This is a genomic window from Pseudomonas sp. DSV-1 (genome assembly GCF_035830915.1).
Taxonomy (GTDB): domain Bacteria; phylum Pseudomonadota; class Gammaproteobacteria; order Pseudomonadales; family Pseudomonadaceae; genus Aquipseudomonas.
In genome coordinates, this window is record NZ_JAYMYG010000001.1 from 4,839,378 (window position 1) to 4,865,549 (window position 26,172).

A 26,172-nucleotide genomic window follows, 5' to 3' on the forward strand; every position below is an offset into this window, starting at 1 on the left:
TCTCCTAAAGCGTTACGTCAACGCCGCTGCGCACGACGCGTTTGTCCAGATCACCACCCAGCCAGTAGGCCAGGTCTGCCGGACGATCAATGTTCCAGGCAACAAAGTCAGCCACTTTGCCGGGTTCAAGCGAACCGTGGGTCTCGCCCATGCCCAATGCCGTCGCTGCATGCTGGGTGACGCCAGCCAGGGCTTCTTCGGGGGTCATGCGGAACAAGGTGCAGGCCATGTTCAGCATCAGGCGCAACGACAAGCCAGGGGACGTGCCGGGGTTGAGGTCGCTGGCGATGGCGATTTTCACTCCGTGCTTGCGCAGGGCGTCCATCGGCGGCAACTGGGTTTCACGCAAGAAGTAAAACGCACCGGGCAAGAGCACGGCCACGGTGCCGGAGGCGGCCATGGCAATGGCGTCTTCTTCGGTCATGAATTCCAGATGGTCCGCCGACAACGCCTGGTAGCGCGCCGCAAGGCTTGAGCCATGCAATGAGGACAACTGCTCGGCATGCAATTTGACCGGCAAGCCCAATTGCTGCGCCACTTTGAATACCCGCTCAACCTGGGCGGGCGAAAACGCCAGGTATTCGCAGAACGCATCCACCGCGTCTATCAGCCCTTCGGCAGCCAACGCGGGCAGCATCTCGTTGCAGATATGCTCGATATAGTCGTCGGCACGGTCCTTGTATTCCGGCGGTAAGGCATGGGCCGCCAGGCAGGTGCTACGCACCGTGACCGGCAACGCTTCGCCCAGACGACGGATCACCCGCAAAATTTTGCGCTCGCTTTCAAGGCTCAGGCCGTAACCAGACTTGATCTCGACGCTGGTGACGCCATCGCGCAGCAAACACAGCAAACGCTGACGGGCACTGGCGAACAATTCATCTTCGCTGGCAGCTCGGGTCGCACGCACGGTGCTGGCAATACCGCCCCCGGCTGCGGCGATTTCTGCATAGCTCACGCCCTGCAAGCGCTGCTCGAATTCGCCGCTGCGATTACCGCCAAACACCGTGTGCGTATGGCAATCGATCAGCCCCGGCGTCACCCACGCCCCTTCCAGGCCGTGGGTTTGACCATACTCGCCCGTCGGCAACTGCTGACGCGGACCAATCCACTCAACGTAGCCATCACGGGTGACAATGGCGGCATCCTCGATGATCGAGTACGTGCCATTGGCCATGGTTGCGACATTGCAGTGTTGCCAAAGGGTTTTCATTGCGTCACTCCGTCAATGTTCAAAAACTCAGGAAAGCTCGGGAGCCACTTCAATCGCCCGACCCGCTGCCGGCTTTACCCACAATAGATAAGCCACCACCAGGAATACAATCCAGACCGCGCCTACCATCAGTGCCGCCTGGGTCTCAGGGAAGTAACCCAGTACGCCGAAGATAAACACCATGAATGCGATAGCAGCCATTGGCGCATACGGCCAGAACGGTACCGGGAACTTGAGTTCGGCTACTTGCTCACGGGTCATGGAGCGGCGCATGGCCACTTGGGTCACCAAAATCATCAACCACACCCAGACCGTGGCGAAGGTGGCAATCGAGGCGATGACCAGGAAGATGTTTTCCGGGATCAGGTAGTTGAGCACCACACCGCCCAACAACGTAGCGCCCATCACCAGTACGGTCATCCACGGCACGCCATGGCGGGAGATTTTTGCAAAGCCTTTAGGTGCCTGCCCTTGCTGGGCCAGGCCATACATCATGCGACCCGCGCCGAAGATGTCGCTGTTGATGGCCGACACCGCCGCCGAAATCACCACGATATTCAGAATGGTGGCCGCCGAGCTGATGCCCAGGCTGTCAAAGATCTGCACAAACGGGCTGCCCTGGCTGCCGATCTGGGTCCAAGGGTAGATCGCCATCAACACAAACAGGGTCAGTACATAGAACAGCAGAATGCGCAGCGGCACCGCGTTGATCGCTTTCGGAATCACACGCTGCGGATCTTTGGCTTCGCCGGCAGTGATGCCGATGATTTCAATACCGCCGAAGGCAAACATCACCACGGCAAACGAAGCGATCAAACCGCCCACGCCATTAGGCATGAAGCCGCCGAAGGACCACAGGTTGCTGATGCCGGTAGCCACGGCATCCGTGCTGCCAGACGTACCGATGCCAAACAGCATGATGCCGAAACCGGCCAGGATCATGGCCACGATCGCGGCAACTTTAAGCAGCGACAGCCAGAACTCCATTTCGCCAAAGACTTTGACGCTGCACAGGTTCAAGCCGCCGATCAGCAGCACGATGCCCAGCACCCAGATCCAGCGCGCGACTTCCGGGAACCAGAAGCCCATGTAAATGCCGAAGGCGGTGACATCGGCCAGACACACGATGATCATCTCGAAGGCATAGGTCCAGCCCAGGATAAAGCCGGACATGGGGCCCAGGTAGGTGCTGGCATATTGGCCAAACGAGCCGGATACCGGGTTATGCACGGCCATTTCGCCCAGTGCACGCATCACCATGAACACCGCGGCGCCACCAATCAGGTACGCCAGCAGCACAGCAGGCCCAGCCATTTGGATGGCAGCGGCTGAACCATAAAAAAGACCCGTTCCGATCGCTGAACCCAGCGCCATAAAACGGATGTGGCGAGCGGATAGCCCGCGTTTCAAACCTTGAGTCTGGTTTTGCATTTCGCGTCCTTGATTATTTTTGTCGGCGAAAACAGAGACGCAGAGGGTCGATAAGACCCTCTGCGTTTTTTGGGGTTACAGGCTTGGCAGAACGTGAGCAGGCAGCAGATCGTTCAGGCAACGGGTTGCCAGCAGTTGCATGGCAACTTCGATATCCGGCGCGAAGAAGCGGTCTTTCTCATAATGAGCGACCTTGCTGCGCAGGGTGGTACGAGCGACTTCAAGCTTGGCCGAGGTTTTCAGGCCATCACGCAGATCCAGACCCTGGCACGCGGCCAGCCACTCGATCGCCAGTACGCCACGGACGTTTTCGGCCATTTCCCACAGACGCTTGCCAGCAGAAGGGGCCATCGATACGTGGTCTTCCTGGTTGGCCGAGGTCGGAATGCTGTCAACGCTGTGCGGGTGGGACAACGCCTTGTTCTCGCTGGCCAGGGCTGCAGCCGTTACCTGAGCGATCATGAAGCCGGAGTTCACGCCACCATTGGCCACCAGGAACGGCGGTAATTGCGACATGTGCTTGTCCATCATCAAGGAGATGCGACGTTCGCTCAGCGAACCGATTTCTGCAATCGCCAGCGCCATGTTGTCAGCAGCCATTGCAACCGGCTCGGCGTGGAAGTTGCCACCGGAGATCACGTCGCCCTGCTCGGCGAATACCAGCGGGTTATCCGACACTGCGTTGGCTTCAATGCCCAGCACTTCGGCGGCCTGGCGGAACTGGGTCAGGCAGGCACCCATCACTTGCGGCTGGCAACGCAGGGAGTACGGGTCTTGTACCTTGTCGCAGTTCTTGTGCGACTCGGACACTTCGCTGCTCGCGCCCAGCAGGTCGCGGTAAATGGCAGCGGCGTCGATCTGACCGCGTTGACCGCGGGCAGCATGAATGCGTGGATCGAACGGCGAGCGCGAACCCAGAACGGCTTCAACGGTCAGGCCGCCACAGGCCATCGCGGCAGCAAACAGGTCTTCGCCTTCAAACAGACCGCGCAAGGCATAGGCCGTCGACACTTGAGTGCCGTTAAGCAGGGCCAGGCCTTCTTTGGCAGCCAGGGTCAGCGGCTCAAGACCGGCTTGTTTCAAGGCTGTGACGGCATCCAGCCACTCACCCTTGTAACGGGCCTTGCCTTCGCCCAGCAGCACCAGCGACATGTGCGCCAACGGCGCCAGGTCGCCGGATGCGCCTACCGAACCTTTAAGTGGAATGTGCGGGTAAACCTCGGCATTGATCAGCGCGATCAACGCATCGATCACCACGCGACGAATCCCGGAGAAACCACGGCTCAGGCTGTTGACCTTGAGCACCATGATCAGGCGTACCAGATCATCGCTGATTGGCTCGCCGATACCGGCTGCGTGGGACAGCACCAAGGAGCGCTGGAGGTTTTCCAGGTCTTCGCTGGCAATTTTGGTCGAAGCCAACAAACCGAAACCGGTGTTGATGCCGTACGTGGTGCGGTTCTCGGCAAGGATCTGCTCAACGCACGCCACACTGGCATCGATCTGCGCCGACGCACTTTCGTCCAGGCTCAGGGTGACTGGCTGCTGATAGATGTCACGCAGTTGGGCAAGGCTCAGTTGGCCGGGGATCAGGTTTAACTCAAGCACGTTAATACTCCTTCACGCGTGTAACCGAAATGTATGTGGTAGTCGCTGCCGCAGGCTGCGAAGGGTTGCGGAGCAACCCGTTTTCTTGAAGGCCCTGCGAGCCCCTTCGCAGCCTTCGGCAGCGACTACAGGTATTTATCAGCCGTTGATCATCGGCAGGTTCAGGCCCTGCTCGTTTGCACAGTCGATGGCGATGTCGTAGCCCGCATCTGCGTGACGCATCACGCCGGTTGCCGGGTCGTTGTGCAGTACACGGGCGATACGCTCAGCCGCTTCGTCGGTACCGTCACACACGATCACCATCCCCGAGTGCTGAGAGAAGCCCATGCCCACGCCACCGCCGTGGTGCAGCGAAACCCAGGTCGCGCCGCTCGCGGTGTTCAACAGGGCGTTGAGCAATGGCCAGTCGGACACGGCGTCCGATCCATCCTTCATCGACTCGGTTTCACGGTTAGGGCTCGATACCGAACCGGAGTCCAGATGGTCGCGGCCGATCACGATCGGGGCTTTCAGCTCGCCGCTGCGCACCATTTCGTTGAACGCCAGACCCAGCTTGGCGCGCTGGCCCAGACCCACCCAGCAGATACGTGCCGGCAGACCCTGGAAGCTGATGCGCTCACGAGCCATGTCCAGCCAGTTGTGCAGGTGGGCGTCGTCAGCGATCAGTTCCTTGACCTTGGCGTCGGTTTTGTAGATGTCTTCGGCATCGCCCGACAGCGCGACCCAGCGGAACGGGCCTACACCACGGCAGAACAATGGGCGGATATAAGCCGGTACAAAACCAGGGAAGTCGAAGGCGTTTTCTACGCCCACTTCTTTGGCCATCTGACGAATGTTGTTGCCGTAGTCGAAGGTCGGCACGCCCGCTTTCTGGAAGGCCAGCATGGCTTCAACGTGCTCGCCCATCGAGGCTTTGGCGGCTTTGACCACGGCTGCCGGATCGGTCACGGCGCGGTCGCGGTACTGCTCCCAGGTCCAGCCTTTTGGCAGATAGCCGTTCAGGGGGTCGTGGGCGCTGGTCTGGTCGGTGACCATGTCCGGGCGTACGCCACGACGAACCATTTCTGGCAGCAATTCAGCGGCGTTCCCACAAAGCGCGATGGAGATCGCTTTGCCTTCAGCGGTGTATTTGGCGATACGGGCCAGCGCGTCATCCAGGTCCACGGCTTGCTCGTCGACATAGCGAGTGGCCAGGCGGAAATCGATACGGCTTTGCTGGCATTCGATGTTCAGCGAGCAGGCACCGGCCAGGGTGGCGGCCAGAGGCTGTGCGCCGCCCATGCCGCCCAGACCTGCGGTCAGTACCCACTTGCCGACCAGGCTGCCGTTGTAGTGCTGGCGACCGGCTTCGACGAAGGTTTCGTAGGTGCCCTGGACGATGCCCTGGCTGCCGATGTAGATCCAGCTGCCGGCGGTCATCTGGCCGTACATGGCCAGGCCTTTGGCGTCGAGTTCGTTGAAGTGCTCCCACGTGGCCCAGTGCGGTACCAGGTTGGAGTTGGCGATCAGTACCCGCGGCGCATTGCTGTGGGTTTTGAACACGCCGACCGGCTTGCCCGATTGCACCAGCAGGGTTTCGTCATCGTTGAGGTTGGTCAGGCTTTCGACGATTTTGTCGTAGCACTCCCAGTTACGCGCTGCCCGGCCAATACCGCCATACACCACCAGCTCGGTCGGGTTCTCGGCCACTTGCGGGTCGAGGTTGTTCATCAACATCCGCAGCGGCGCTTCGGTCATCCAGCTTTTAGCAGTGAGCTGGGTGCCACGGGCGGCGCGGATTTCACCTTCACGGTGACGGGTGAACTCGGCAGGCGATTTTGGGGTAGTTGAAGTCACGGGTAACTCCTCAGCGATAGTCGGATGCGTCGGGTGTGAGAAGAGGATCGACGCACACTTATGTACTTGTACATACAAGCATATGCAAGTTAGCGGCCAATGTGTGAAATTCGCAAATGAAAAAGTTAGAGAGCCCGAAAACACAGGCTAAAAACCGTGCGCCAGGTTTTTGAGAAGAGGATGAATGATTCGCAGGAGTGTTACTGGAGGAGGTCTGTGCGCTGAGTTGGGGCGTTCGGTAACAGAGCGTGTAGCGTGTGTAGTCGCTGCTGCAGGCTGCGAAGCGGGACGTGGGACGTGGGACGTGGGACGTGGGACGCGGGAGCTCCAGGAAAACGGGTTGCTCCGCAACCCTTCGCAGCCTGCGGCAGCGACTACATGGTCAGTTAGACCGCGCTCAACTCAATCACACAGCACAGGCCTGTCACCGTCACTTCAAGCAACTCGCGATTGCCGCTCAGTTGCAAACAGTCGTAACGGCCCAGGTGTTCGTGGCAGGTGTTACCCAGGCCCACATGAACCTGTTCGCCTGCGCTGAAAACCACCAGGGTGTGCGCCGAAGTGAACACGCGCTGAGGGGTGGTCGCCTCCAGCCATTGCAACCGCGCGGTGTAGCGCTGCGGGGCATAGATCAGATTGAAGTCGCGAATCGGACCATCGATCAGGGTGCAGGCAACGGCGCTTTCACCCTTGAATGCAAAAGCATCGAACGGTAACAGTGCCCGCGTGCTCACCCCGTCGACCTGCAGGTTCATGCCCGCACCCTGCAGCACGCTGATGATTCGCTGGTAGCCGTCAAAACGTGAAAAGCCGCCCGACTCGCCGATATCGGCAATCGACAGGCGCCAGCCAAAGCCATCAAGGCCCTCGCCTGCGTCTCGGGTGATTTCTTCAGTGCTGCCGCCGCCGTTCTTCCACGGCATGCGCGGATAGTCGACGGCACGTAAAACTTCAGGCTGGATCATTTATTGAAACGTCCTTCAAGACGATGACGGGAACCGGGGTGGATCAGTCGGGCGGCGGTAACAGGCTGACGACCCGACCAGGTGCGGCGACGAATCAGCAGGCACGGCTCGCCAGGCTCGATTTGCAGTAATTTGCACTCTTTGGGGTCAGCCAAAATCGCTTCGACCACGTGCTCGCCCTCAGTCAGCGGGGCGACTTGAGACAAATAGGCGTAAGGCGTTTGCAGGGTGAAATCCTGCTTGAGGTAGTCCGGTGCCACCAGGGCATTGACGAAACGGTCCTCGATTTGCACGGCAATCCCGTTCTCGTAGTGCACGATCAGTGAGTGAAAGACCTTCTGCCCTTCACGCATGTCGAGCACGGCGGCACGTTCCGAGCCGGCCATTTCTTCACCCAGACTGATGACCTTGCAGGTGTGCTTGTGCCCGCGAGCAGCGATTTCATCGGCGATATTGTTGACTTCGAACAGCGCGGACTGGGTCTTGGGCTCGGCCACAAAGGTGCCAACGCCCTGCATGCGCACCAGCAAGCCGTCGGCGGTCATTTCACGCAGCGCACGGTTGATGGTCATGCGGCTGAACCCCAACTGGGTCACAAGCTCGCTCTCGGAAGGCACACGATAATGCGGCGGCCAGTTTCCGCTCTGGATCTGCGCAGTGATCATTTGCTTTACTCGAGCGTAAAGCGGGGCCGGGCTATCGCCCATGTGGGCGGCCAGCGGGGACACGACAGGCGGAGTCGACACAGGCAATCCTTGGTAATGAGTTAAGAGTCGTAGCTTGCCGGAGTTTACCGAGCAGGCAAACGTCTGTATATGTATATACAAATTACAAGCAATGGGGTACCGAACCGATGTCCGTCTTCTTTGCCGAGCGCGCGCTACTGCCTACAGGCTGGGCTACCAATGTCCGCATCGAGGTCGGTGCCGATGGCTACTTGACCCGAATCCAGGCCAATGCCGACGCGCACGGCGCCGAACGGCTGAACGGCCCACTGCTACCGGGCATGCCGAATCTGCACTCCCACGCATTCCAGCGGGCCATGGCCGGTTTGGCCGAAGTGGCGGGCAACCCCAACGACAGTTTCTGGACGTGGCGCGATTTAATGTATCGGCTCGTCGGAAAAATAAGCCCTGAACAGCTCGGCGTCATTGCCCGTCAGTTGTACATCGAAATGCTCAAGGCCGGTTACACCTCGGTGGCTGAATTCCATTACGTGCACCACGATCTTTCGGGCCAGCCCTATGCCAATCCAGCAGAACTGGCGCTGCGCATCAGCGAAGCGGCGCGCTCCACCGGCATTGGCCTGACCTTGCTGCCAGTGCTCTACAGCCACTCCGGCTTTGGCGGGCAGGCACCCAACGACGGTCAACGGCGTTTTATCAACAGCACCGAGCACTACCTGAAGCTGCAGCAACAGCTAAAGCCGCTGCTGGCTCAACAGCCTGCACAAACCCTGGGCTTGTGCTTTCACTCGCTGCGCGCCGTCACTCCCGAGCAAATCCACGAAGTTCTGCAGGCCGGCGACACGACCTGCCCGGTGCATATCCATATCGCAGAGCAACAAAAGGAAGTCGACGATTGCCTGAGCTGGAGCGGCAAACGTCCAATCCAGTGGCTGTATGACAACGTTGAGGTCGATCAACGCTGGTGCCTGGTGCATGCAACCCACGCCAACGCTGCCGAAGTCCAGCTGATGGCGCAGAGCCAGGCCGTGGCCGGGTTGTGCCTGACCACCGAAGCCAACCTGGGTGACGGCATTTTTCCGGCCGTGGATTTCCTTGCTCAAGGCGGGCGAATGGGCATTGGCTCGGACAGCCATGTGTCCCTGAGCGTGGTTGAAGAGCTGCGCTGGCTGGAATACGGCCAGCGCTTGCGCGATCAGCGCCGCAACCGGATGTATCGCAGCGACCAGCCGATGGTCGGCCGCACTCTGTATGACGCCGCACTGGTGGGCGGTGCCCAGGCGATGGGCCAGGCGGTTGCCGGATTAGCCGTTGGTCAGCGCGCCGACTGGCTGGTACTGGACGGTAATGACCCGTACCTGGCCACGGCACAGGACGACGCCATTCTTAACCGCTGGCTGTTTGCGGGCGGCGATCGTCAGGTACGAGACGTATTGGTCAACGGTCAGTGGGTGGTGCGCGACGGCCGTCATGCCGATGAAGAAGCCAGCTGCCGCGACTTCACCCGGGTGCTGCGCGAGTTGTTGGGGTAACAAAAACCTGCGGTCGCCCTCGCCGCCTGCGGCAGCGACTACCCGTTAACTCAGCCCTTTCACCGCCCAATCGCGGACCGCGGCATAGGGGTAGTTCTCCAATGCCGCAAAACCTGGAATGGCACGCGCTTTCATCTTGGTGAACATCGGTACGCTGATCCCGCATAAAAACCGGGTCAGGCGTTCTGCCGGGGGATAACTTCCCGTGAACTCCTGATGCCTGTGGATAAAAGCACCACACAGGGCTTCGAAGTTTTTATCCACAAGCGGCATCAGTGCGGGTGGCTCCGGCAAGTGAGCGACCTGCCCAGCACACACTGAACAATGGCCGCACTGCTGCGGCGCCTGCTCATCCCCAAAATACTGCGCCAGCCGGTAGCTCAAGCAGGTTTCACTGGCGAACAGCGCCAACATTGCGTGAATCCGCGTAATCTCGCCACGCTCGTGAGCCTTGAAGTAGGCATGCAGTTCCAGGCTCAGAGCCTGAGCATCAAAATCTTGAACCAACAGGCTGTAGACCTCGGTCATCTGCTTGCTTTCAAGTTCGATCCAGCCCTTCTCCTGAAAGTAATCCAGCGCTTTGACCACCCGGTTCCGATCAGCCTGATGCTGGCTGTACAGCCCGTCGAGATTCACCGTGGCCCAGGTTCTGGCTCGGCTGGAAGTCTGGATGATGGCCGAGACAAATTGCTGACGCTCACCCTCAAACTTGGCCAGCAACACATCAGGTTCTATCAGGAATTTGAAACGATACTCGGCGAAATAGGCATAGCGAGGGGCAATCAGGCCACGCAGTTCCAACTGGACCAACAAAGTCTTGAGCGGTAACTGACGAATGTTGCTCTGATCGGACAGAGGCAGCAGCATGAACTCCCACTGCCCTTGCACAATTGCCTCACGCAACTCATCGAGTACATAGCGAATGCCCTGCAACTCCGGCGTGTCGCCGTACACAAAGTTTTCCAGCACATTGAGGCTGTCACGATTGGCCAGCACCAGGCACTCCGAGGGTGCGCCATCACGCCCGGCGCGGCCGATTTCCTGGCTGTAGTTTTCGATCGACTTGGGCAAGTCGAAATGCACCACGTTACGGATGTCGCTCTTGTCGATGCCCATGCCAAAGGCAATGGTGGCAACGATGCAATTCAACTGCCCGCCCATGAACTGGCACTGAATGCCCTCGCGCTGATCATGGGGCAAACCGGCGTGATAGGCGTTGGCGCTAATCCCGTTCTGGTTCAAGTGCTGGGCAATGTGCTCGGCGGTCTTTTGCAGCGTGACATACACAATGCTCGGCTGACCGAGACGTTCGCCCATCCACTGCACCAGGCGCTGACGCTTGGCGGCACCAGTGACGGGCTCGACCCACAGATTGAGATTGGCGCGATAGAAACCGGTGGTGATGACGTCCGACTCGGCAATCGCGAACTTGACCTGCATGTCTGCGATCACATTAGGGGTCGCCGTCGCGGTCAGCAGCAGCGCTTGCGGGATATTGAACTGGCGCTGGTAGTCCGGAAGCTTCAGGTAGTCCGGACGGAAATTATGCCCCCACTCGGAAATACAGTGCGCTTCGTCCACCACCAGCAAGGAAATCGGCACTTGCTGCAAAAAGTTACGAAAGCGCTCGTTTTTCAGTCGCTCGACCGAAATCATCAGGATCTTCAACTCGCCCGCTTTCGCCCGGGCCATGACGGCGCTTGCCTCGTCGCGGCTTTGCGCCGAATCGATGCTGGCCGCTGCAATCCCGTGGCGCTGCAAAAAAGCCAATTGGTCCTGCATCAAGGCCAACAGCGGCGAAACCACTAGCGTCAGGTGAGGCAACAGCAACGCCGGCAGTTGGTAACACAGGGATTTGCCCGATCCCGTAGGGAAAATCGCCGCCGCTGAACGTCCAGCCAACACGGCACTGATCGCCGCTTCTTGCCCGGCACGAAACTGTGGATAACCAAAGACCTGTTCCAGGGTGTTGTGCATGACTGTCACTCCTTTGACCGTTGCAAAGCGCAAGACTCTACGCCAGGTTTGCAGCCGATCGAGAAAAGGCCGGGGGCAAATTGAGAGGGGATGATACAGATGTGTCCCGAGATCCGCTTACAACACTAATGGAGACGCTTTCTGGCACTGGTGTAGACAGCGTTGTCATCACGCCTGCCGACTCCAAGCACCAGAACTATCAGGCGGTTATCAATGACTTCATACACCAGCCTCACCCCACTGGCGCGCAGCTTGATCTTGTAACAATTAGGCATGTTACTGAGTCTGGCCGAAGGAACTTTGGGAGACAGCAAGCGCGATTTGAGCTTTTTCAGCAGTTGGATTTGAAGTGCCTTATCCAACTTTTCCAGTTCTTTTTTTGCTTCAATTTCGAACTCAAGGCTATATGTCCTGATTGCAGTTGCCTGTGAATCAGCTTTTTTCGGCAGTTGCGATGAGCTCATCAATATCGACCTTGAGAGTGGGATTGCCCCGCCGCTCATTGACGACCCTTGCCAACTCGGCATCGTCGATCATCTCCAGCAGCAGCTCGTAGCGCTCTGGTGAAAGGATATAAAAAGCGGGTTCGTTACGATTGAGAATGACCATTGGATCACCACCGCTTTCACGATAAGTACCCATGGGGTCTTTTTTCAGATCTGTCACGGATGCCGCGACTTTAGCGAGCATGGCGAATGTCATGATATGGCCTCATGCCTGTGTCTATGGGATGACTCATCTGCTAAACCTGTAAGCCACTTGAGCCACAATCAACAAGCACTAAATATAGCATTTTTAAAAGCACTACCAAAGACACATTAAAAAGCTCATAAAGCAATACGAATCTTACGGACACTTATCAATGAAACTCGCCACCGACCTCCCGGACACCCCCATCCTGCGCGAGCTGATGCAGTTGCTGCATGAAGAAATCGGCCTGCCGGAACACAAAACCATCAGTCTCAAGACCGCGATCAACGCGGATCTTGGCTGCAATGGCAGCGATGCCCAGCATTTGATGGAAGCCCTCGAGGAACGTTTCGGGCTCGAGTTGGCGGACTATGATGCCTACCGCTACTTCCAGCCTGCGGGCAACGACCCGCACCTCAAGCGCAAGGCCAAGGGCCGCGAGGGCAAAGTACCCCTGACCATCGGCATGCTGTACGCGGCGATCAGCAGCGGCCATTGGGATACGCAAAACCTGGAAGCTTAGGTAAAACGTTCTGTCGGAGCAGTCTTGCTCGCGATTCGGGCAACGCGGTTTGCCAGAGTCACCCCGGCGATGCCATCGCGAGCAAGCCCGCTCCCACAGGATGCATCTGCTCAGGCACAAAAAAGCCGCCCTCTCAGGCGGCTTCTTTGTGGATCAACACACTGACCGAATGCTTACGCCTTCGGACCCGCTGCCTTGATCGCGTCGCTGACGTCGAACTTCTTGAAGTTCTCTACGAACAGGCCAGCCAATGCCTTGGCAGCTTCGTCGTAGGCAGCTTTGTCTGCCCAGGTGTTGCGTGGATTGAGCAGAACAGTGTCAACGCCCGGTACGGCCAATGGCACGTCGAGGTTGATGGTGTCCAGGTGTTCGGTTTCTGCGCCGACCAGAGCACCGCTCTGGATCGCAGCAATCACGCCACGGGTGGTCGGGATGTTGAAGCGCTTGCCAACACCGTAGCCACCACCGGTCCAGCCGGTGTTGACCAGGTACACCTTGGAGCCGAAGCCGCGGATGCGTTTGATCAGCAGCTCTGCGTATTCGCCAGCCGGACGCGGGAAGAACGGTGCGCCGAAGCAGGTGGAGAAGGTGGACTTGATGCCGCTGCCCGAACCCATTTCAGTCGAGCCCACCAGTGCGGTGTAGCCGGACAGGAAGTGGTAGGCCGCTTGTTCTTCGCTGAGGATCGACACGGGCGGCAATACGCCGGTCAGGTCGCAGGTCAGGAAGATCACAGCGTTTGGCTCGCCGCCCAGGTTCTTCTCGGAACGCTTGGCAACGTGCTCCAGCGGGTAAGCTGCGCGGCTGTTCTGGGTCAGGCTGACATCGGCATAGTCAGGGTGCTTTGCATCGTCGAGAACAACGTTCTCCAACACGGCGCCGTGCTTGATGGCTTTCCAGATGACCGGCTCGTTCTTCTCGGACAGGTCGATGCACTTGGCATAGCAACCGCCTTCGATGTTGAACACCACACCTTCGCCCCAACCGTGTTCGTCATCACCGATCAGGTAACGGCTTTCATCGGCGGACAGGGTGGTTTTACCGGTGCCGGACAGGCCGAAGAACAGGGTCACATCGCCTTCTTCGCCAATGTTGGCAGCGCAGTGCATCGGCAGCACGTCAGCAGCAGGCAACAGGAAGTTCTGTACCGAGAACATGGCTTTTTTCATTTCACCGGCGTAACGCATACCGGCGATCAGCACTTTTTTCTGGGCGAAGTTGAGGATCACGCAACCGTCAGAGTTGGTGCCATCACGCTCAGGTACGCACTCGAAGTTGGCCACGTTGAGCACTTGCCACTCTTCACGACCGGCCGGGTTGTACTGAGCCGGGTTGATGAACAGGCAACGGCCGAACAGGTTCTGCCAGGCAGTCTGGGTAGTCATTTTCACGGCCAGGTAGTGGTCTTCGGAAGCACCTACATGCACGTGGGAAACGAAATGCTCTTGCGCGTTGTTGAACGCCTCGACGCGGTCCCACAAGGCATCGAACTTGTCGGCCGGGAACTTGCGGTTGATCGGGCCCCAGGCAATGGATGCCTGAGTGGACGGTTCTTCAACAATGAAGCGGTCAGCCGGTGAACGGCCTGTACGGTGGCCAGTTTCGACAACCAGTGCGCCATTGTCGGCAAGCACGCCTTCACCACGGCTCAGGGCTTCTTTGACCAGATCGTCGATGCTCAGATCGGTGTACACGGCGTTATTAGCTTGCGTCATGAGGTTCCCCGTCGGCCATTGGCCGAGTGCGCCAAACGTTTTGTAGTAGAAAAATTTGCACTACTACCGCGAAAAAAGTGGGCCGGATTATGCCAGAAAACCCCAAAAAGAGTAGGGCCCACCTGTCAGAACCGCGCAAGAACGGGGTTTGACAGGTGTTTTACCTAGGCTGAAACGTTTTAGTGATGAGTGCCAGAAGGGGATTCAACACCCGCGCCTGCGAACAATTGATCGACATCAGCCGCGTCAAACAGGTAGCGCTCGTTGCAAAACTGGCAGTCGATTTCGATATGACCGCCATGCTCGGTCACCAGAGTCAGCGCATCTTCGTGGCCGAGGCTGGTCAGGGCATTGCCCGAACGCTCACGGGAACAGCTGCACTTGAATTCGATGGCCTCGTTGTCAAACAGACGCACGGTTTCTTCGTGATAAAGGCGGTGCAGGATAGTCTCGTTGTCCAGCCCCAGCAGCTCTTCAGCCTTGAGGGTATCGCCCAGCATCAGCAGCCGGTCCCAGCTGTCCACACGCTCGTCTTCATCCTTGACCACGTCGGCAGGCAACTGCTGCAAGAACATGCCACGGGCGCGCTGGCCATCGGCAACCAGCCAGAAGCGGGTAGGCACTTGCTCGGACATCACGAAGTAGTTGGTGAAACAGTCGGCCAGGGTTTCGCCGTTCAGGTCCACAATCCCCTGGTAGCGTTTGCCAACCGTAGGATCAATGGTAATGGCCAGTACGCCATTGGGCAGCAGGTCGGCCAGAGTGGCATCAGGAGCAATGCGATCGGCGTCAAAACGTGCCAGGCCGCGTATCTCACGGTCGCTGGTGCATTCGATCATCAGCAGCGGCACCGGGCCTTCGGAACGGGCTTGCAAGCTCAGCAAACCATCAATTTTCTGGTTGCCCACCAGCAACGCAGCAGCAGCCATCAGCTCGCCCAGCAACTGCTGTACCGGCTGTGGATAAGCGTGCTTGGCCAACACGTCAGCGTAGCTATGCTCCAGCGATGCCAGTTCGCCACGGGCGTCGCTGGTATCGAACATAAAGCGTTGTGTGGCATCGTTTTTGAGTAAGTCGGACATAAGAATAGAGTTCTGAATTGGTGACAAAATGTGTACGGATCGTTGGATGTCGTGCAGGTCTAATGACCCTATATGGCGCCATACATGGATGATTACAAGTTATGCGCACACAGACTCGACGTACGGTTTGCGAGCTTCGGCCAGCTCACTCGGCCCCACTGGCATCATGGAACTGATGCAGTTGGCGTCGTTGTTTCTTGGTTGGTTTTCCTTCGGTGCTGATACCCATTGCACCGGATTTGCGCATGGCCGCTGCGTTTTCCCGCTTGGCAATGCTTTGCCCGGTTTCGGCGTACAGCAATTGAGCCTCGGGAGCGCCTCGACGCACCACTGACAGTGCTTTGACTTCCACAGTACGTTCTTCAAGGCCTACACGTATTTGCAGTTCATCGCCCACCCGTGGCTCTTTGCTCGGTTTGCAGCGCTCACCACGGCAATGCACCTTGCCGCTTTCGATCGCGGCTTTGGCCAATGCACGGGTTTTGTAAAAACGCGCTGCCCAGAGCCACTTGTCCAGGCGAACCTTGTCGTCCACTTCCTGTTTTTGTGCCACTGGAATCCCTCTTCATTTGAATAGTCAGAACTGTACTACTACTTGCGATGAACAACTGAAGCAATCAGCCCGATAGAATGCCTGCCTGCGGAATAGCGTACACGTAGATAACTGTCGCCATTTGCCGGATATTCTGCGTGAATACTCTTTCTACACAGCCAAATCGGGATCGCCGATTGTTTTACCTGCAGGGTTTCTCCTGCAGCCTGAATACGTTAATCGCTGGTTACTTATATTGAAGACTTTTGATCACTTGACCGTTGTCGGTCTGCGCGAATGGGTGGCGCTTCCCGATTTGGGAGTTGCCGGCCTGCGGGCGAAAATCGACACCGGTGCCAGTACCTCCAGCTTGCACGCCACCGAGATCGAGCCATTTGAGCGCGAGGGTGAAAAGTGGGTACGTTTCAATGCCCATTTGGGCACGTTGGTACAGCTGCGCCACCGCCGCTGTGAAGCCCCGTTAGTCGCCATAAAAACCATAAAAAGCTCCAATGGTCACACCCAGGTTCGCTATGTGATCCGTACCGGCCTGGCGCTGGGCGATCGGGTCTGGCAGGTCGAGTTCACCCTCGCCTGCCGCAAATCGATGCGTTACCGCTTATTACTGGGCTCGAAAGCCCTGATTGACGGCCAGCTGGTCGTCAATCCAGAACATAAATACGTTCAAGACAAGCCGGTGTTTCCGGTCACTACTACCTCTGCCACAGGTGTTGCATGAAGATCGCTGTGCTGTCGCGTAACCCGCGTCTGTATTCCACTCGTCGTCTGGTTGAAGCCGGTACCGAACGAGGCCATGAAATGGTAGTGATCGATACCCTGCGCGCCTATATGAACATTGCCAGTCATAAGCCGCAGATTCACTATCGCGGCAAGCCACTGGAAGGCTTCGACGCCGTAATCCCGCGTATTGGCGCCTCGGTCACGTTCTATGGCTGTGCAGTGTTGCGTCAGTTCGAAATGATGGGGGTGTTCCCGCTCAATGAGTCGGTAGCGATTGCCCGTTCACGGGACAAGCTGCGCTCGTTGCAACTGCTGTCGCGTCGAGGCCTGGGTTTGCCTGTGACCGGTTTTGCCCACTCCCCTGACGACATTCCCGACCTGATCGAGATGGTCAATGGCGCGCCGCTGGTGATCAAGGTACTGGAAGGCACCCAGGGCATCGGCGTAGTGCTGTGTGAAACCGCCACTGCCGCTGAATCGGTGATTGAGGCCTTTATGGGGCTCAAGCAAAACATCATGGTGCAGGAATACATCAAGGAAGCGGGAGGCGCCGATATTCGCTGCTTCGTGGTCGGGGACAAGGTCATCGCGGCCATGAAGCGTCAGGCCAAACCTGGCGAGTTCCGCTCCAACCTGCACCGGGGCGGTAGCGCCAGCCTGATCAAGATCACCCCTGAGGAGCGCATGACCGCCATTCGTGCGGCCAAGGTCATGGGGTTGAGCGTGGCGGGGGTCGATATTTTGCGCTCCAACCACGGCCCATTGGTGCTGGAGGTCAATTCATCGCCGGGCCTGGAAGGTATTGAAACCACCACAGGCAAGGACGTGGCCGGGATCATCATTCAACATCTTGAAAAAAACAGCAGCCCGCACATGACACGGACCAAGGGCAAAGGCTAAACGCCCGTCAAACCCTGTGGGAGCGGGCTTGCCCGCGATGGCAGCACCGCAGTTTAACTGGCTGACCGCGCCGCCTGCATCGCGAGCAAGCCCGCTCCCACAGGGCCAGAAAAATCTACACCGCCCCTCTTGGCAACATAAGCCCCAGCGGCAGGCGTACACGGGCTTCCAGCCCACCGCCGCTACGGTTACGCAATTCAACATTGCCGCCATGCATGGAGGCAATCCGCTTCACGATAGCCAGGCCCAACCCTGTGCCTTTGCCACCACGGGCACGGTCACCGCGAATAAACGGATTGAAGATGTCTTCAAGTTCCGAAGGATCAATCCCCGCGCCCCGGTCCATTACGCTGAGCACCACGTACGGTGCACTGACGTCTCCGGACACATATGCAGCAACCTCAACGTCTTCGCCCGCATGGTGCAGGGCATTGCCGATCAGGTTGTTGAGCAGACGCTTCATCGACACCCGACGCAACGCAAACGGCTGGATCGGCTGCAAGCGCAAGCGCACCTGTTCACCGTTCTGGTTGTAGGGCGCCACCACTTCGCGGATCAGATCACACAGATCAACTTCTTCGACCGGCTCGTCACGCCCATCACGGATAAAGGCCAGGAACTGATCGAGAATCGCATCCATGTCCTCAATGTCACGCACCATATCGTCTGAAAGGTCGCTGTGGTTGCCCATCAGCTCCAGAGAAAGGCGCAAACGGGTCAGCGGTGTTCTCAGGTCATGGGACACACCGGCAAGCATCAGCTCACGCTCACGGCCTGCCTGCTCAACATCTTCAGCCATTTGATTGAAGGCGCTGTACACCTCGGTCATCTCGCTGGGGGTGTCGCTGATCGGCAAGCGCACGCTGCGCCCCTGCCCCAGTTGACGAGCCGCATACACCAGTCGCTTGAGCGGCTGATTGAGCTGGCTGACGAAAATCCACGCCGACGCAGTGGATAACAAGCCAATGGCCAGGAACCAGCCCAGGACATTCCAGATTTTCTGCCCACGAAGCGGATGCGGATACAGCGGCACTTTCAACCAGCCTTCACCCAGGCTAGGCGCACGCACCCACAGGGCGGGAGACGTGTGCATGCGCAAGCGAACTTCGGTGTCAGGGCCTAGCTCGTCCTGCATCTGACGTTGGTAGATTTCGCTGTAAGGCCAGTGCTGCTCACCCTCGGGCACACCACCACCCACGACGCGCACCAAATCAACGGCATCGATAATCTTGTTGCGGTTTTCCTCATCGGCCGCCCAATAGGCGCGCAAGGTCAGTGCCACACCGTGACTGTATTGGCGGTCGACCAACACGTCCTCGTTCATGAGCAGGTAAACCAGCGTCAGTGCCTTGGAAAACAGAACGACTATCAGGACGAGCCAGAGAGTGCGCGAGAAAAAACTTTGGGGAAACCAGAGAGGGGTTTTCATAGACAGCCGTTTTTACACTTTGCAGGAGCGAGCCCAAAAGCCCGCAAAAAAATGAATCGCGAGCCACTCAGGTACCTGAATGACTCGCTCCTACAAATGATCGGTCACTTGGTTGCGTTACCATCCGGCACGAACACATAACCTACGCCCCAGACAGTCTGGATATAGCGCGGTTTGGACGGATCAGGCTCGATCATGCGACGCAAACGGGAGATCTGGACGTCGATTGAACGCTCCAGTGCATCCCATTCGCGACCACGGGCCAGGTTCATCAGCTTGTCACGGGTCAATGGCTCGCGAGCATGCATGACCAAGGCCTTGAGGACCGCAAACTCACCCGTAGTGAGCATGTGAACTTCATCACCGCGCTTGAGTTCGCGGGTGGCCAGGGACAACTCGTAATCACCGAACGTCACGCTTTCGTCTTCGCTGCCCGGCGCACCCGGCACCGGTGCCGACTGGCGGCGCAATACAGCCCGCACCCGCGCCATCAGTTCATCGGGGTTGAACGGTTTGGCCAGGTAATCGTCGGCGCCCAGTTCCAGACCCTTGATGCGGCTCAGCTCGTCGCCCTTGGCAGTCAGCATGATGATCGGCACCCGATTGCCCGCTGCACGCAGGCGGCGGCAGGCAGACAAGCCGTCTTCACCGGGCAGCATCAAATCCAGTACCACCAGGTTGAATACCTCACGAGCCAGCAAACGATCCATTTGCTCGACGTTCGGCACAGCCCGGGCACGATAGCCCTTGCTGACGAAGAAACGTTCCAGCAGGCTGCTCAGTCCAGGATCGTCATCAACGATGAGAATTTTTTCGCCTTCAGCCGGTTGTGCAATGCTGCTCATTAGATGCTCCTGTGATCTCGGCGCGCATTATGGCTTAGCTGCTGTCATACGCATGGTGTGCATTGTTAGCAGATTTTTCCTCTACAAACAGCAGACCAATCAATGTGGCCGCAGCCTGCAGTCCCCTGAATCCGGGAACGCTGGTTATAATGCGCCGCCTTTTGTGTCAGGCAACCTCGAATTTTCAATGGTTGTGGCAGGATTTATTTTTTCAACACCTGCCGTAATTTGCTGATTTCACGGGTCAACAGGCTGCCCTTTTGGCCCAGGTAGCGGCGCCCTCCGGGCCGCTCAACCAGCCTCGCAGGCCTTCAAGCCCGGGCCTGCGAGCCTGCATCACAATTTGTCAGGTGGTTTTATGGACAGCATCAACAGCCGCATCGCCGAAGAACTTGGCGTGCGCCCGCAGCAGGTCGAAGCGGCCGTCGCTCTTCTGGATGAAGGCTCCACCGTACCCTTCATTTCTCGCTACCGTAAGGAAGTGACCGGCAGCCTGGATGACACCCAGTTACGTCATCTGGAAGAACGCCTGCGCTATCTGCGTGAACTCGACGAACGGCGCGTGAGCATCCTCGCCAGCATCGAAGAACAAGGCAAATTGACACCCGAACTCGCCCGCGACATCAAACTCGCCGAGACCAAAACCCGCCTCGAAGACTTGTACCTGCCTTACAAGCAAAAACGCCGCACCAAGGGCCAGATCGCCCTGGAAGCAGGCCTTGGCGAGTTGGCAGATGGCCTGTTCAACGACCCGACACGCAACCCTGAAACCGAAGCTGCCCGTTTTATCGACGCAGAAAAAGGGGTGCCTGATACCAAGGTGGCCCTCGACGGCGCCAAGTACATCCTCATGGAGCGCTTCGCCGAAGACGCCAGCCTTCTGGACAAACTGCGCAGCTTCCTCAAGAACGAAGCCATTCTCAGTGCCCGCGTGATCGCTGGCAAAGAAGAAGAAGGCGCCAAGTTCCGCGACTACTTCGAACACGATGAGCCGCTCAAAAGCATGCCTTCTCACCGTGCGATGGCGATTTTCCGTGGTCGCAACGAAGGTATTCTCAGTTCTTCGCTCAAAGTGGGCGAAGAACTGCCTGGGTCGATGCATCCCGGCGAGATGATGATTGCCGAACGTTTCGGCCTGCAAAACCAGAACCGCCCGGCGGACAAGTGGCTGGGCGAAGTGGTGCGCTGGACCTGGAAGGTCAAGCTCTACACCCACCTTGAAACCGACTTGCTGGGTGAGTTGCGCGACGGTGCTGAAACCGAAGCGATCAACGTATTCGCCCACAACCTGCACGACCTGCTACTGGCCGCACCTGCTGGCCCGCGCGCCACCCTGGGCCTGGACCCGGGCCTGCGCACCGGCTGCAAGATTGCCGTGGTCGATGCCACCGGCAAGCTGCTGGAATACGCCACCGTGTACCCCCACGTACCGCACAACAAATGGGATCAGACGATCTCGGTCATGGCCGCCCTGTGCGCCAAGCACTCGGTGGAGCTGATCGCCATCGGCAACGGCACTGCCAGCCGCGAAAGCGACAAGCTGGTCATCGACCTGATGAAAAAATACCCGGCCCTGAAAGTCACCAAGGTGATGGTCTCTGAAGCCGGTGCTTCGGTGTACTCGGCCTCGGAACTGGCGGCCAAGGAATTCCCGGACCTGGACGTATCGATCCGTGGTGCCGTGTCCATTGCCCGCCGCCTGCAAGACCCGCTGGCCGAACTGGTGAAGATCGATCCCAAGTCCATTGGTGTGGGTCAGTACCAGCACGACGTGTCCCAACTCAAACTGGCACGTGGCCTGGACGCTGTGGTTGAAGATTGCGTAAACGCCGTGGGCGTGGACGTGAACACCGCATCCGTGGCGCTCCTGGCACGCATCTCGGGCCTCAACGCCACGCTGGCGCAAAACATCGTCAGTCATCGCGACGAGAACGGCGCGTTCAAAACCCGTGCGGCGCTGAAAAAAGTCAGCCGCCTGGGCGAAAAAACCTTCGAGCAAGCGGCAGGTTTCTTGCGCGTAATGAATGGCGATAACCCATTGGACAGCTCGGCGGTTCACCCCGAGGCCTACCCGCTGGTCAAGCGCATTGCTTCGGACACCGAGCGCGACATCCGCTCGCTGATCGGCGACGCGAGCTTCTTGAAGCGTCTGGACCCGAAGAAGTTCACCGACGAAACCTTCGGCCTGCCGACCGTGACCGACATTCTGCAAGAGCTGGAAAAACCGGGCCGCGACCCGCGTCCCGAGTTCAAGACGGCTGAGTTCCAGGAAGGCGTCGAAGACCTCAAGGACCTGCAACTGGGCATGATCCTGGAAGGCGTGGTGACCAACGTGACCAACTTCGGGGCTTTCGTCGATATCGGCGTGCATCAGGACGGCCTTGTGCACATCTCGGCATTGTCCGAGAAGTTCATCAAGGACCCGCGTGAAGCCGTGAAAGCCGGTGACGTGGTCAAGGTCAAGGTCATGGAAGTCGACATCCCGCGCAAACGCGTTGGCCTGTCGATGCGCATGAGCGACACCCCGGGCGAGAAGATCGACGGCGCCCGTGGTGCACGCCCGGGTTCCGCCCCGCGCCAGCAAAACACCGCACCCCGTAAAGAAACCGTTGCCGCCGCGCCAAGCAACAACGCGATGGCTTCGCTGTTTGCCAACGCCAAACAGTTGAAGAAACGCTAATGGCGCTCCCGGACGGCCTGACCCAAAGCGCTTTCAGCGAGTTGATCGGTTGCCGCGTGCAGTCGGTGGAAGACGGCGTGGCGCACGTAGCGCTAAGCCTGGAGCCGCAACTGCGCAACCGGGGTGGCAAGCTGCACGGTGGCGCGCTGTTCAGCCTGGTCGATATCAGCATGGGGCTGGCGTGTTCCAGCGCCCATGGATTCGATCAGCAGAGCGCGACCATCGAGTGCAAGATCAACTACATCCGCGCGGTGTCTGAAGGCGACGTGCTGTGCATCGCCAAAGTCATCCACCCCGGACGACGCACGCTGGTGGTCGAAGCCGATGTATTCCAGAGCGACAAACTGGTCGCAAAAGCACAAGGCACGTTCGCTGTCCTGTAGCCGCCACGGGGTCATTTGAGTTAATTTCGGTACTGCTGACGCGGTGCCGGAAGGCGCTTGGAGCGCTCAGGGGCCGAAACAGGGACGGGGCCAAAGCAGTATCAACAAAAGCCAGGCGACCACGCCGGTTTCAACTTCACCCTTGTAGACCGTCCTGACCACCCCCATATTGGGGCGACTGACGCGTGAAGGAATCCAACTTGAGCCAACTTCTCAACCGCCGCCTGGCTCTGCTCAGCGAGCGCGCTAACCTCACTCTGCTTGAGCAATGCCTGCACGGCATCGAGCGCGAATGCCTGCGCGTCACGCCTGACGCACGCCTTGCTCAGACCCCGCACCCTGAAGAATTGGGCTCGGCGCTGACCAACGATCAAATCACCACCGACTATTCCGAATCGCTGCTGGAGTTCATCACCCCGGCCCTGCCCGATCCGGCGCAGACGCTGGCCAGCCTCGACAAGATCCACCGCTTTGCCTACAGCAAGCTCGGCAACGAGTTCCTGTGGAGCCCTTCGATGCCGTGCCCGTTGCCGGCCGAAGAAGATATCCCGATTGCCTACTACGGCACGTCCAACATCGGGCAGCTCAAGTACGTGTACCGCAAGGGCCTGGCCCTGCGATACGGCAAGACCATGCAGTGCATCGCCGGTATCCATTACAACTTCTCCCTGCCCGAGGCTCTGTGGCCCGTGCTGATGCAGGCCGAAGGCTTTGTGGGTACCGAGCGCGACTATCAGTCGAACGCCTACATCGCCCTGATTCGCAACTTCCGTCGTTACAGCTGGCTGCTGATGTACCTGTTCGGTGCCTCCCCAGCGCTGGACGCCGGCTTTTTGCGCGGTCGTTCACACCAGCTGGAACAACTGGACCCCGACACGCTCTACCTGCCGTACGCCACCAGCCTGCGCATGAGCGACCTGGGTTACCAGAGCAACGCCCAGGCTGGCCTGACGCCGTGCTACAACAATCTGGACAGCTACACCGACAGCCTGCGCAAAGCAGTGGCCACACCTTACGCGCCTTATGTTGAAATCGGCACGCACAAGGATGGTGAATGGGTGCAGTTGAACACCAACATCCTGCAAATCGAAAACGAGTACTACTCCAACATCCGTCCCAAGCGTGTGACCTACACCGGCGAGCGGCCGATTCAGGCCCTGGTGTCCCGTGGCGTGCAGTACGTTGAAGTGCGTTTGCTGGATATCAACCCGTTCCTGCCGGTGGGCATTGACCTGCCAGAGGCACGTTTTCTGGACGCCTTCCTGCTGTATTGCGCGCTGCAAGACAGCCCGCAGTTCGACAGCACAGGGTGCGGCAGCTGCTCTTCGAACTTCCTGAGCGTAGTCATGGAGGGTCGCCGTCCGGGCCTGCAACTGCAGCGTGATGGTGCAGCCGTCGACATGAAGGAATGGGCGGCAGAACTGCTGGAAAAAATCGCGCCGCTGGCCGCCCTGCTCGACCAGAGCCACGGTGGCGATCACCACAGCAAAGCCGTCGACGAACAGTTGGCCAAGATCAAGGACGTGTCACTGACGCCGTCTGCCAGAGTGCTGGCCAGCATGAGTGAGCACAACGAAAGCTTCGCCCAGTTCTCGATGCGCCAAAGCCTGGCCCATGCCGAGTTCTTCCGTAGCGAACCGTTGAGCGCAGAAGATCAGGCCGCGTTTGAAGAGAAAGCACGCAAGTCATTGCTCGAACAGATCCAGACCGAACAAACAGAAGAAGGCGACTTCGACCTGTTTGTGGCCTCGTATCAGGCGAGTATTTTGGCGATCAGTAACTAGGCAGATCAAAAGCCCCTCAAAGCCTTTGCTGTAGTCGCTGACGAGGCACGAGGCTGCGATCGGCTGCGCAGCGGCCGTAAATCCATTCGCTGCGGTGTGTCAGATACACCACGCTCACCGGGTTTACGACCGCTTCGCGCTCGATCGCAGCCTCGCTCCGCTCCTCAGCGACTACAAAGTTTTGGAGGCTGCATAAGGTGAGGGAGCCACAGGCGCTTTACAGCGTTTTCTCGAAGATCTTGGAGTTACGCTGATAGTTGTACAGCGACGCTCGCGCCGCCGGCAGGCGCTCGACACCGCTAGGTTCAAACCCGCGTTCACGGAACCAGTGCGCAGTACGCGTGGTTAATACGAACAGGGTTTTCAACCCTTGTGCCCGGGCGCGGTTTTCGATGCGTTCCAGCAGCTCATCCCCACGGCGACCATGACGGTACTCCGGATTCACCGCCAGGCACGCCAGCTCCCCCGCATCCGAATCAGCAATCTGATACAGCGCCGCACAGGCGATAATCATCCCTTCGCGCTCAACCACGCTGAACTGTTCGATCTCACGCTCCAGCACTTCTCGCGAGCGACGCACCAGAATGCCCTGTTCTTCCAGCGGGCTGATCAGGTCCAGCAAACCGCCGACGTCTTCAATCGCTGCTTCACGGATCAGTTCGAATTGCTCCTGGGCCACCAACGTACCACCACCATGACGGGTGAACAGCTCCGTCAGCAAGGCGCCATCTTCGGCATAGCTGACGATATGGCTACGAGCCACACCACCGCTGCAGGCCTCGGCCGCCGCTTCCAGCAGCTCGGCCTGGTAGTCGCTGCCCAAACGCTTCATGTGGGCAGGCACTTGCTGTGGGCGCAGCTCGCGCACCAAGCGCCCTTCTGCGTCGAGCAAGCCGGACTCGGCGCCGAACAACAGCAGCTTGTCAGCCGCCAGGTCGATAGCGGCACGGGTGGCGACGTCTTCACACGCCAGGTTGAAAATCTCACCGGTCGGCGAGTAGCCCAAGGGCGATAGCAACACAATCGAGCGCTCATCGAGCAGACGGTTGATGCCCTTGCGGTCGACACGACGGACTTCGCCGGTGTGGTGGAAGTCCACGCCATCGAGCACGCCGATCGGCCGTGCCGTCACCAGGTTGCCGCTCGCTACCCGCAGGCGCGAGCCCTGCATCGGCGAAGATGCCATGTCCATCGACAAGCGCGCCTCAATCGCGATGCGCAACTGCCCCACGGCGTCGATCACGCATTCCAGGGTGGAGGCGTCGGTGACGCGCATGCCGTTGTGGTAGTACGGCACCAGACCACGGGCTTCAAGGCGGCTGTCGATTTGCGGACGCGAGCCGTGAACCAGCACCAGGCGCACGCCCAGGCTGTGCAACAGCACCAGGTCGTGGACGATATTGCCAAAATTGGGATGCGCCACACCGTCGCCGGGGAGCATGACGACAAAGGTGCAATCGCGGTGGGCATTGATGTAAGGAGACGCGTGACGCAACCAGTTAACGTAATCGTGCATAACCAAAGCCTGTAAAAAATAAATCGCCTAAAAAAGGGCTAAAACAGCAAACGCACATCGGGCTGATGGTTATCGTCGAAACAGGGTCGGCAACACGCGTGTTCTCC

Annotated in this window: 22 protein-coding genes; 7 read left to right on the forward strand and 15 right to left on the reverse strand. The window is 58.7% G+C overall.

Going from position 1 to position 26,172, the window contains the following annotated elements; all coding sequences use genetic code 11:
* Nucleotides 1-4 precede the first annotated feature (4 nt).
* The 6 genes from hutI to hutC form a co-directional block, all read right to left on the reverse strand.
* Nucleotides 5-1,210, reverse strand: coding sequence for an imidazolonepropionase (gene hutI / locus VSQ83_RS22435; RefSeq protein ID WP_326427559.1), 1,206 nt, complete (start codon nt 1,208-1,210; stop codon nt 5-7).
* 27 nt (nt 1,211-1,237) lie between these two features.
* A complete protein-coding gene (locus VSQ83_RS22440; protein WP_219262193.1) occupies nt 1,238-2,641 on the reverse strand; it encodes an amino acid permease in 1,404 nt (467 codons plus the stop codon).
* A 75-nt stretch (nt 2,642-2,716) separates the two neighbouring features.
* Nucleotides 2,717-4,249, reverse strand: a complete 1,533-nt coding sequence (gene hutH, locus VSQ83_RS22445; RefSeq protein ID WP_133079155.1) for a histidine ammonia-lyase — start codon at nt 4,247-4,249, stop codon at nt 2,717-2,719.
* Nucleotides 4,250-4,387: 138 nt separating this feature from the next.
* Complete coding sequence (gene hutU, locus VSQ83_RS22450; protein WP_326427561.1) at nt 4,388-6,085, reverse strand: urocanate hydratase; 1,698 nt, start codon at nt 6,083-6,085, stop codon at nt 4,388-4,390.
* 386 nt (nt 6,086-6,471) lie between these two features.
* Nucleotides 6,472-7,050, reverse strand: a complete 579-nt coding sequence (locus VSQ83_RS22455; protein WP_133079153.1) for a HutD/Ves family protein — start codon at nt 7,048-7,050, stop codon at nt 6,472-6,474.
* Nucleotides 7,047-7,757, reverse strand: coding sequence for a histidine utilization repressor (hutC, locus tag VSQ83_RS22460; RefSeq protein WP_219262600.1), 711 nt, complete (start codon nt 7,755-7,757; stop codon nt 7,047-7,049). The genes VSQ83_RS22455 and hutC overlap by 4 nt, the downstream gene beginning before the upstream one ends.
* A 146-nt stretch (nt 7,758-7,903) precedes the next feature.
* On the opposite strand from hutC, the gene VSQ83_RS22465 reads away from it, so the two are divergent.
* Nucleotides 7,904-9,268 carry a formimidoylglutamate deiminase gene (locus tag VSQ83_RS22465; protein WP_219262540.1) on the forward strand — a complete coding sequence of 455 codons (1,365 nt, stop codon included), beginning with the start codon at nt 7,904-7,906 and terminating at the stop codon, nt 9,266-9,268.
* Nucleotides 9,269-9,313: 45 nt separating this feature from the next.
* Here VSQ83_RS22465 and VSQ83_RS22470 read toward each other — a convergent pair whose 3' ends face one another.
* The 3 genes from VSQ83_RS22470 to VSQ83_RS22480 form a co-directional block, all read right to left on the reverse strand.
* Entirely contained in the window at nt 9,314-11,245 is a 1,932-nt protein-coding gene (locus tag VSQ83_RS22470) for a RecQ family ATP-dependent DNA helicase (RefSeq protein WP_326427562.1), read from the reverse strand.
* A 125-nt stretch (nt 11,246-11,370) separates the two neighbouring features.
* On the reverse strand, nt 11,371-11,709 hold the full coding sequence (locus tag VSQ83_RS22475) for a type II toxin-antitoxin system RelE family toxin (RefSeq protein ID WP_326427563.1): 339 nt from the start codon (nt 11,707-11,709) through the stop codon (nt 11,371-11,373).
* Nucleotides 11,678-11,947, reverse strand: a complete 270-nt coding sequence (locus VSQ83_RS22480; RefSeq protein ID WP_326427565.1) for a type II toxin-antitoxin system Phd/YefM family antitoxin — start codon at nt 11,945-11,947, stop codon at nt 11,678-11,680. Before VSQ83_RS22480 ends, VSQ83_RS22475 begins: the two co-directional genes overlap by 32 nt.
* 160 nt (nt 11,948-12,107) lie before the next feature.
* Between VSQ83_RS22480 and VSQ83_RS22485 the strand changes: the two genes are divergently transcribed.
* Complete coding sequence (locus tag VSQ83_RS22485) at nt 12,108-12,458, forward strand: DUF1493 family protein (RefSeq protein ID WP_133079147.1); 351 nt, start codon at nt 12,108-12,110, stop codon at nt 12,456-12,458.
* A gap of 173 nt (nt 12,459-12,631) precedes the next feature.
* On the opposite strand, the gene VSQ83_RS22490 is transcribed toward VSQ83_RS22485, so the two are convergent.
* From VSQ83_RS22490 to VSQ83_RS22500, 3 genes are all read right to left on the reverse strand, one after another.
* Nucleotides 12,632-14,173, reverse strand: a complete 1,542-nt coding sequence (locus VSQ83_RS22490; RefSeq protein WP_133079146.1) for a phosphoenolpyruvate carboxykinase — start codon at nt 14,171-14,173, stop codon at nt 12,632-12,634.
* A gap of 179 nt (nt 14,174-14,352) precedes the next feature.
* Nucleotides 14,353-15,255 carry an Hsp33 family molecular chaperone HslO gene (hslO, locus tag VSQ83_RS22495; RefSeq protein WP_133079145.1) on the reverse strand — a complete coding sequence of 301 codons (903 nt, stop codon included), beginning with the start codon at nt 15,253-15,255 and terminating at the stop codon, nt 14,353-14,355.
* A 145-nt stretch (nt 15,256-15,400) separates the two neighbouring features.
* On the reverse strand, nt 15,401-15,808 hold the full coding sequence (locus VSQ83_RS22500) for an RNA-binding S4 domain-containing protein (protein WP_133079144.1): 408 nt from the start codon (nt 15,806-15,808) through the stop codon (nt 15,401-15,403).
* Nucleotides 15,809-16,043: 235 nt separating this feature from the next.
* Between VSQ83_RS22500 and rimB the strand changes: the two genes are divergently transcribed.
* Both rimB and rimK read left to right on the forward strand, forming a co-directional pair.
* The gene (rimB, locus tag VSQ83_RS22505; protein ID WP_019821767.1) at nt 16,044-16,526 is read left to right on the forward strand and encodes a retropepsin-like aspartic endopeptidase RimB; all 483 of its coding nucleotides are present in this window, start codon (nt 16,044-16,046) and stop codon (nt 16,524-16,526) included.
* Nucleotides 16,523-17,428, forward strand: coding sequence for a 30S ribosomal protein S6--L-glutamate ligase (rimK, locus tag VSQ83_RS22510; RefSeq protein WP_016783140.1), 906 nt, complete (start codon nt 16,523-16,525; stop codon nt 17,426-17,428). Before rimB ends, rimK begins: the two co-directional genes overlap by 4 nt.
* Nucleotides 17,429-17,543: 115 nt before the next feature.
* On the opposite strand, the gene VSQ83_RS22515 is transcribed toward rimK, so the two are convergent.
* Both VSQ83_RS22515 and ompR read right to left on the reverse strand, forming a co-directional pair.
* On the reverse strand, nt 17,544-18,857 hold the full coding sequence (locus VSQ83_RS22515; protein WP_019821770.1) for an ATP-binding protein: 1,314 nt from the start codon (nt 18,855-18,857) through the stop codon (nt 17,544-17,546).
* A gap of 104 nt (nt 18,858-18,961) precedes the next feature.
* Entirely contained in the window at nt 18,962-19,702 is a 741-nt protein-coding gene (gene ompR / locus VSQ83_RS22520) for an osmolarity response regulator transcription factor OmpR (RefSeq protein ID WP_048386441.1), read from the reverse strand.
* Nucleotides 19,703-20,060: 358 nt separating this feature from the next.
* Here ompR and VSQ83_RS22525 point away from each other — a divergent pair, with 358 nt between their 5' ends.
* From VSQ83_RS22525 to gshA, 3 genes are all read left to right on the forward strand, one after another.
* Nucleotides 20,061-22,382: a Tex family protein gene (locus VSQ83_RS22525; RefSeq protein ID WP_326427566.1), complete on the forward strand. Its 2,322-nt coding sequence runs from the start codon at nt 20,061-20,063 to the stop codon at nt 22,380-22,382.
* The gene (locus VSQ83_RS22530; protein ID WP_219262545.1) at nt 22,382-22,765 is read left to right on the forward strand and encodes a PaaI family thioesterase; all 384 of its coding nucleotides are present in this window, start codon (nt 22,382-22,384) and stop codon (nt 22,763-22,765) included. Before VSQ83_RS22525 ends, VSQ83_RS22530 begins: the two co-directional genes overlap by 1 nt.
* 200 nt (nt 22,766-22,965) lie before the next feature.
* Nucleotides 22,966-24,549: a glutamate--cysteine ligase gene (gene gshA, locus VSQ83_RS22535; RefSeq protein WP_133079141.1), complete on the forward strand. Its 1,584-nt coding sequence runs from the start codon at nt 22,966-22,968 to the stop codon at nt 24,547-24,549.
* Between the two features lie 217 nt (nt 24,550-24,766).
* On the opposite strand, the gene argA is transcribed toward gshA, so the two are convergent.
* On the reverse strand, nt 24,767-26,065 hold the full coding sequence (gene argA, locus VSQ83_RS22540) for an amino-acid N-acetyltransferase (RefSeq protein WP_133079140.1): 1,299 nt from the start codon (nt 26,063-26,065) through the stop codon (nt 24,767-24,769).
* Nucleotides 26,066-26,172 lie beyond the last annotated feature (107 nt).

Coding starts and splice junctions, on each gene's coding strand:
- VSQ83_RS22465 (WP_219262540.1), top strand. CDS start 7,904: ATGTCCGTCTTCTTTGCCGAGCGCGCGCTACTGCCTACAGGCTGGGCT.
- hutI (WP_326427559.1), bottom strand. CDS start 1,210: ATGAAAACCCTTTGGCAACACTGCAATGTCGCAACCATGGCCAATGGC.
- VSQ83_RS22515 (WP_019821770.1), bottom strand. CDS start 18,857: ATGAAAACCCCTCTCTGGTTTCCCCAAAGTTTTTTCTCGCGCACTCTC.
- VSQ83_RS22475 (WP_326427563.1), bottom strand. CDS start 11,709: ATGAGCTCATCGCAACTGCCGAAAAAAGCTGATTCACAGGCAACTGCA.
- VSQ83_RS22470 (WP_326427562.1), bottom strand. CDS start 11,245: ATGCACAACACCCTGGAACAGGTCTTTGGTTATCCACAGTTTCGTGCC.
- VSQ83_RS22440 (WP_219262193.1), bottom strand. CDS start 2,641: ATGCAAAACCAGACTCAAGGTTTGAAACGCGGGCTATCCGCTCGCCAC.
- argA (WP_133079140.1), bottom strand. CDS start 26,065: ATGCACGATTACGTTAACTGGTTGCGTCACGCGTCTCCTTACATCAAT.
- rimK (WP_016783140.1), top strand. CDS start 16,523: ATGAAGATCGCTGTGCTGTCGCGTAACCCGCGTCTGTATTCCACTCGT.
- hutC (WP_219262600.1), bottom strand. CDS start 7,757: ATGGGCGATAGCCCGGCCCCGCTTTACGCTCGAGTAAAGCAAATGATC.
- VSQ83_RS22485 (WP_133079147.1), top strand. CDS start 12,108: ATGAAACTCGCCACCGACCTCCCGGACACCCCCATCCTGCGCGAGCTG.
- VSQ83_RS22490 (WP_133079146.1), bottom strand. CDS start 14,173: ATGACGCAAGCTAATAACGCCGTGTACACCGATCTGAGCATCGACGAT.
- VSQ83_RS22455 (WP_133079153.1), bottom strand. CDS start 7,050: ATGATCCAGCCTGAAGTTTTACGTGCCGTCGACTATCCGCGCATGCCG.
- VSQ83_RS22530 (WP_219262545.1), top strand. CDS start 22,382: ATGGCGCTCCCGGACGGCCTGACCCAAAGCGCTTTCAGCGAGTTGATC.
- hslO (WP_133079145.1), bottom strand. CDS start 15,255: ATGTCCGACTTACTCAAAAACGATGCCACACAACGCTTTATGTTCGAT.
- VSQ83_RS22525 (WP_326427566.1), top strand. CDS start 20,061: ATGGACAGCATCAACAGCCGCATCGCCGAAGAACTTGGCGTGCGCCCG.
- VSQ83_RS22480 (WP_326427565.1), bottom strand. CDS start 11,947: ATGACATTCGCCATGCTCGCTAAAGTCGCGGCATCCGTGACAGATCTG.
- ompR (WP_048386441.1), bottom strand. CDS start 19,702: ATGAGCAGCATTGCACAACCGGCTGAAGGCGAAAAAATTCTCATCGTT.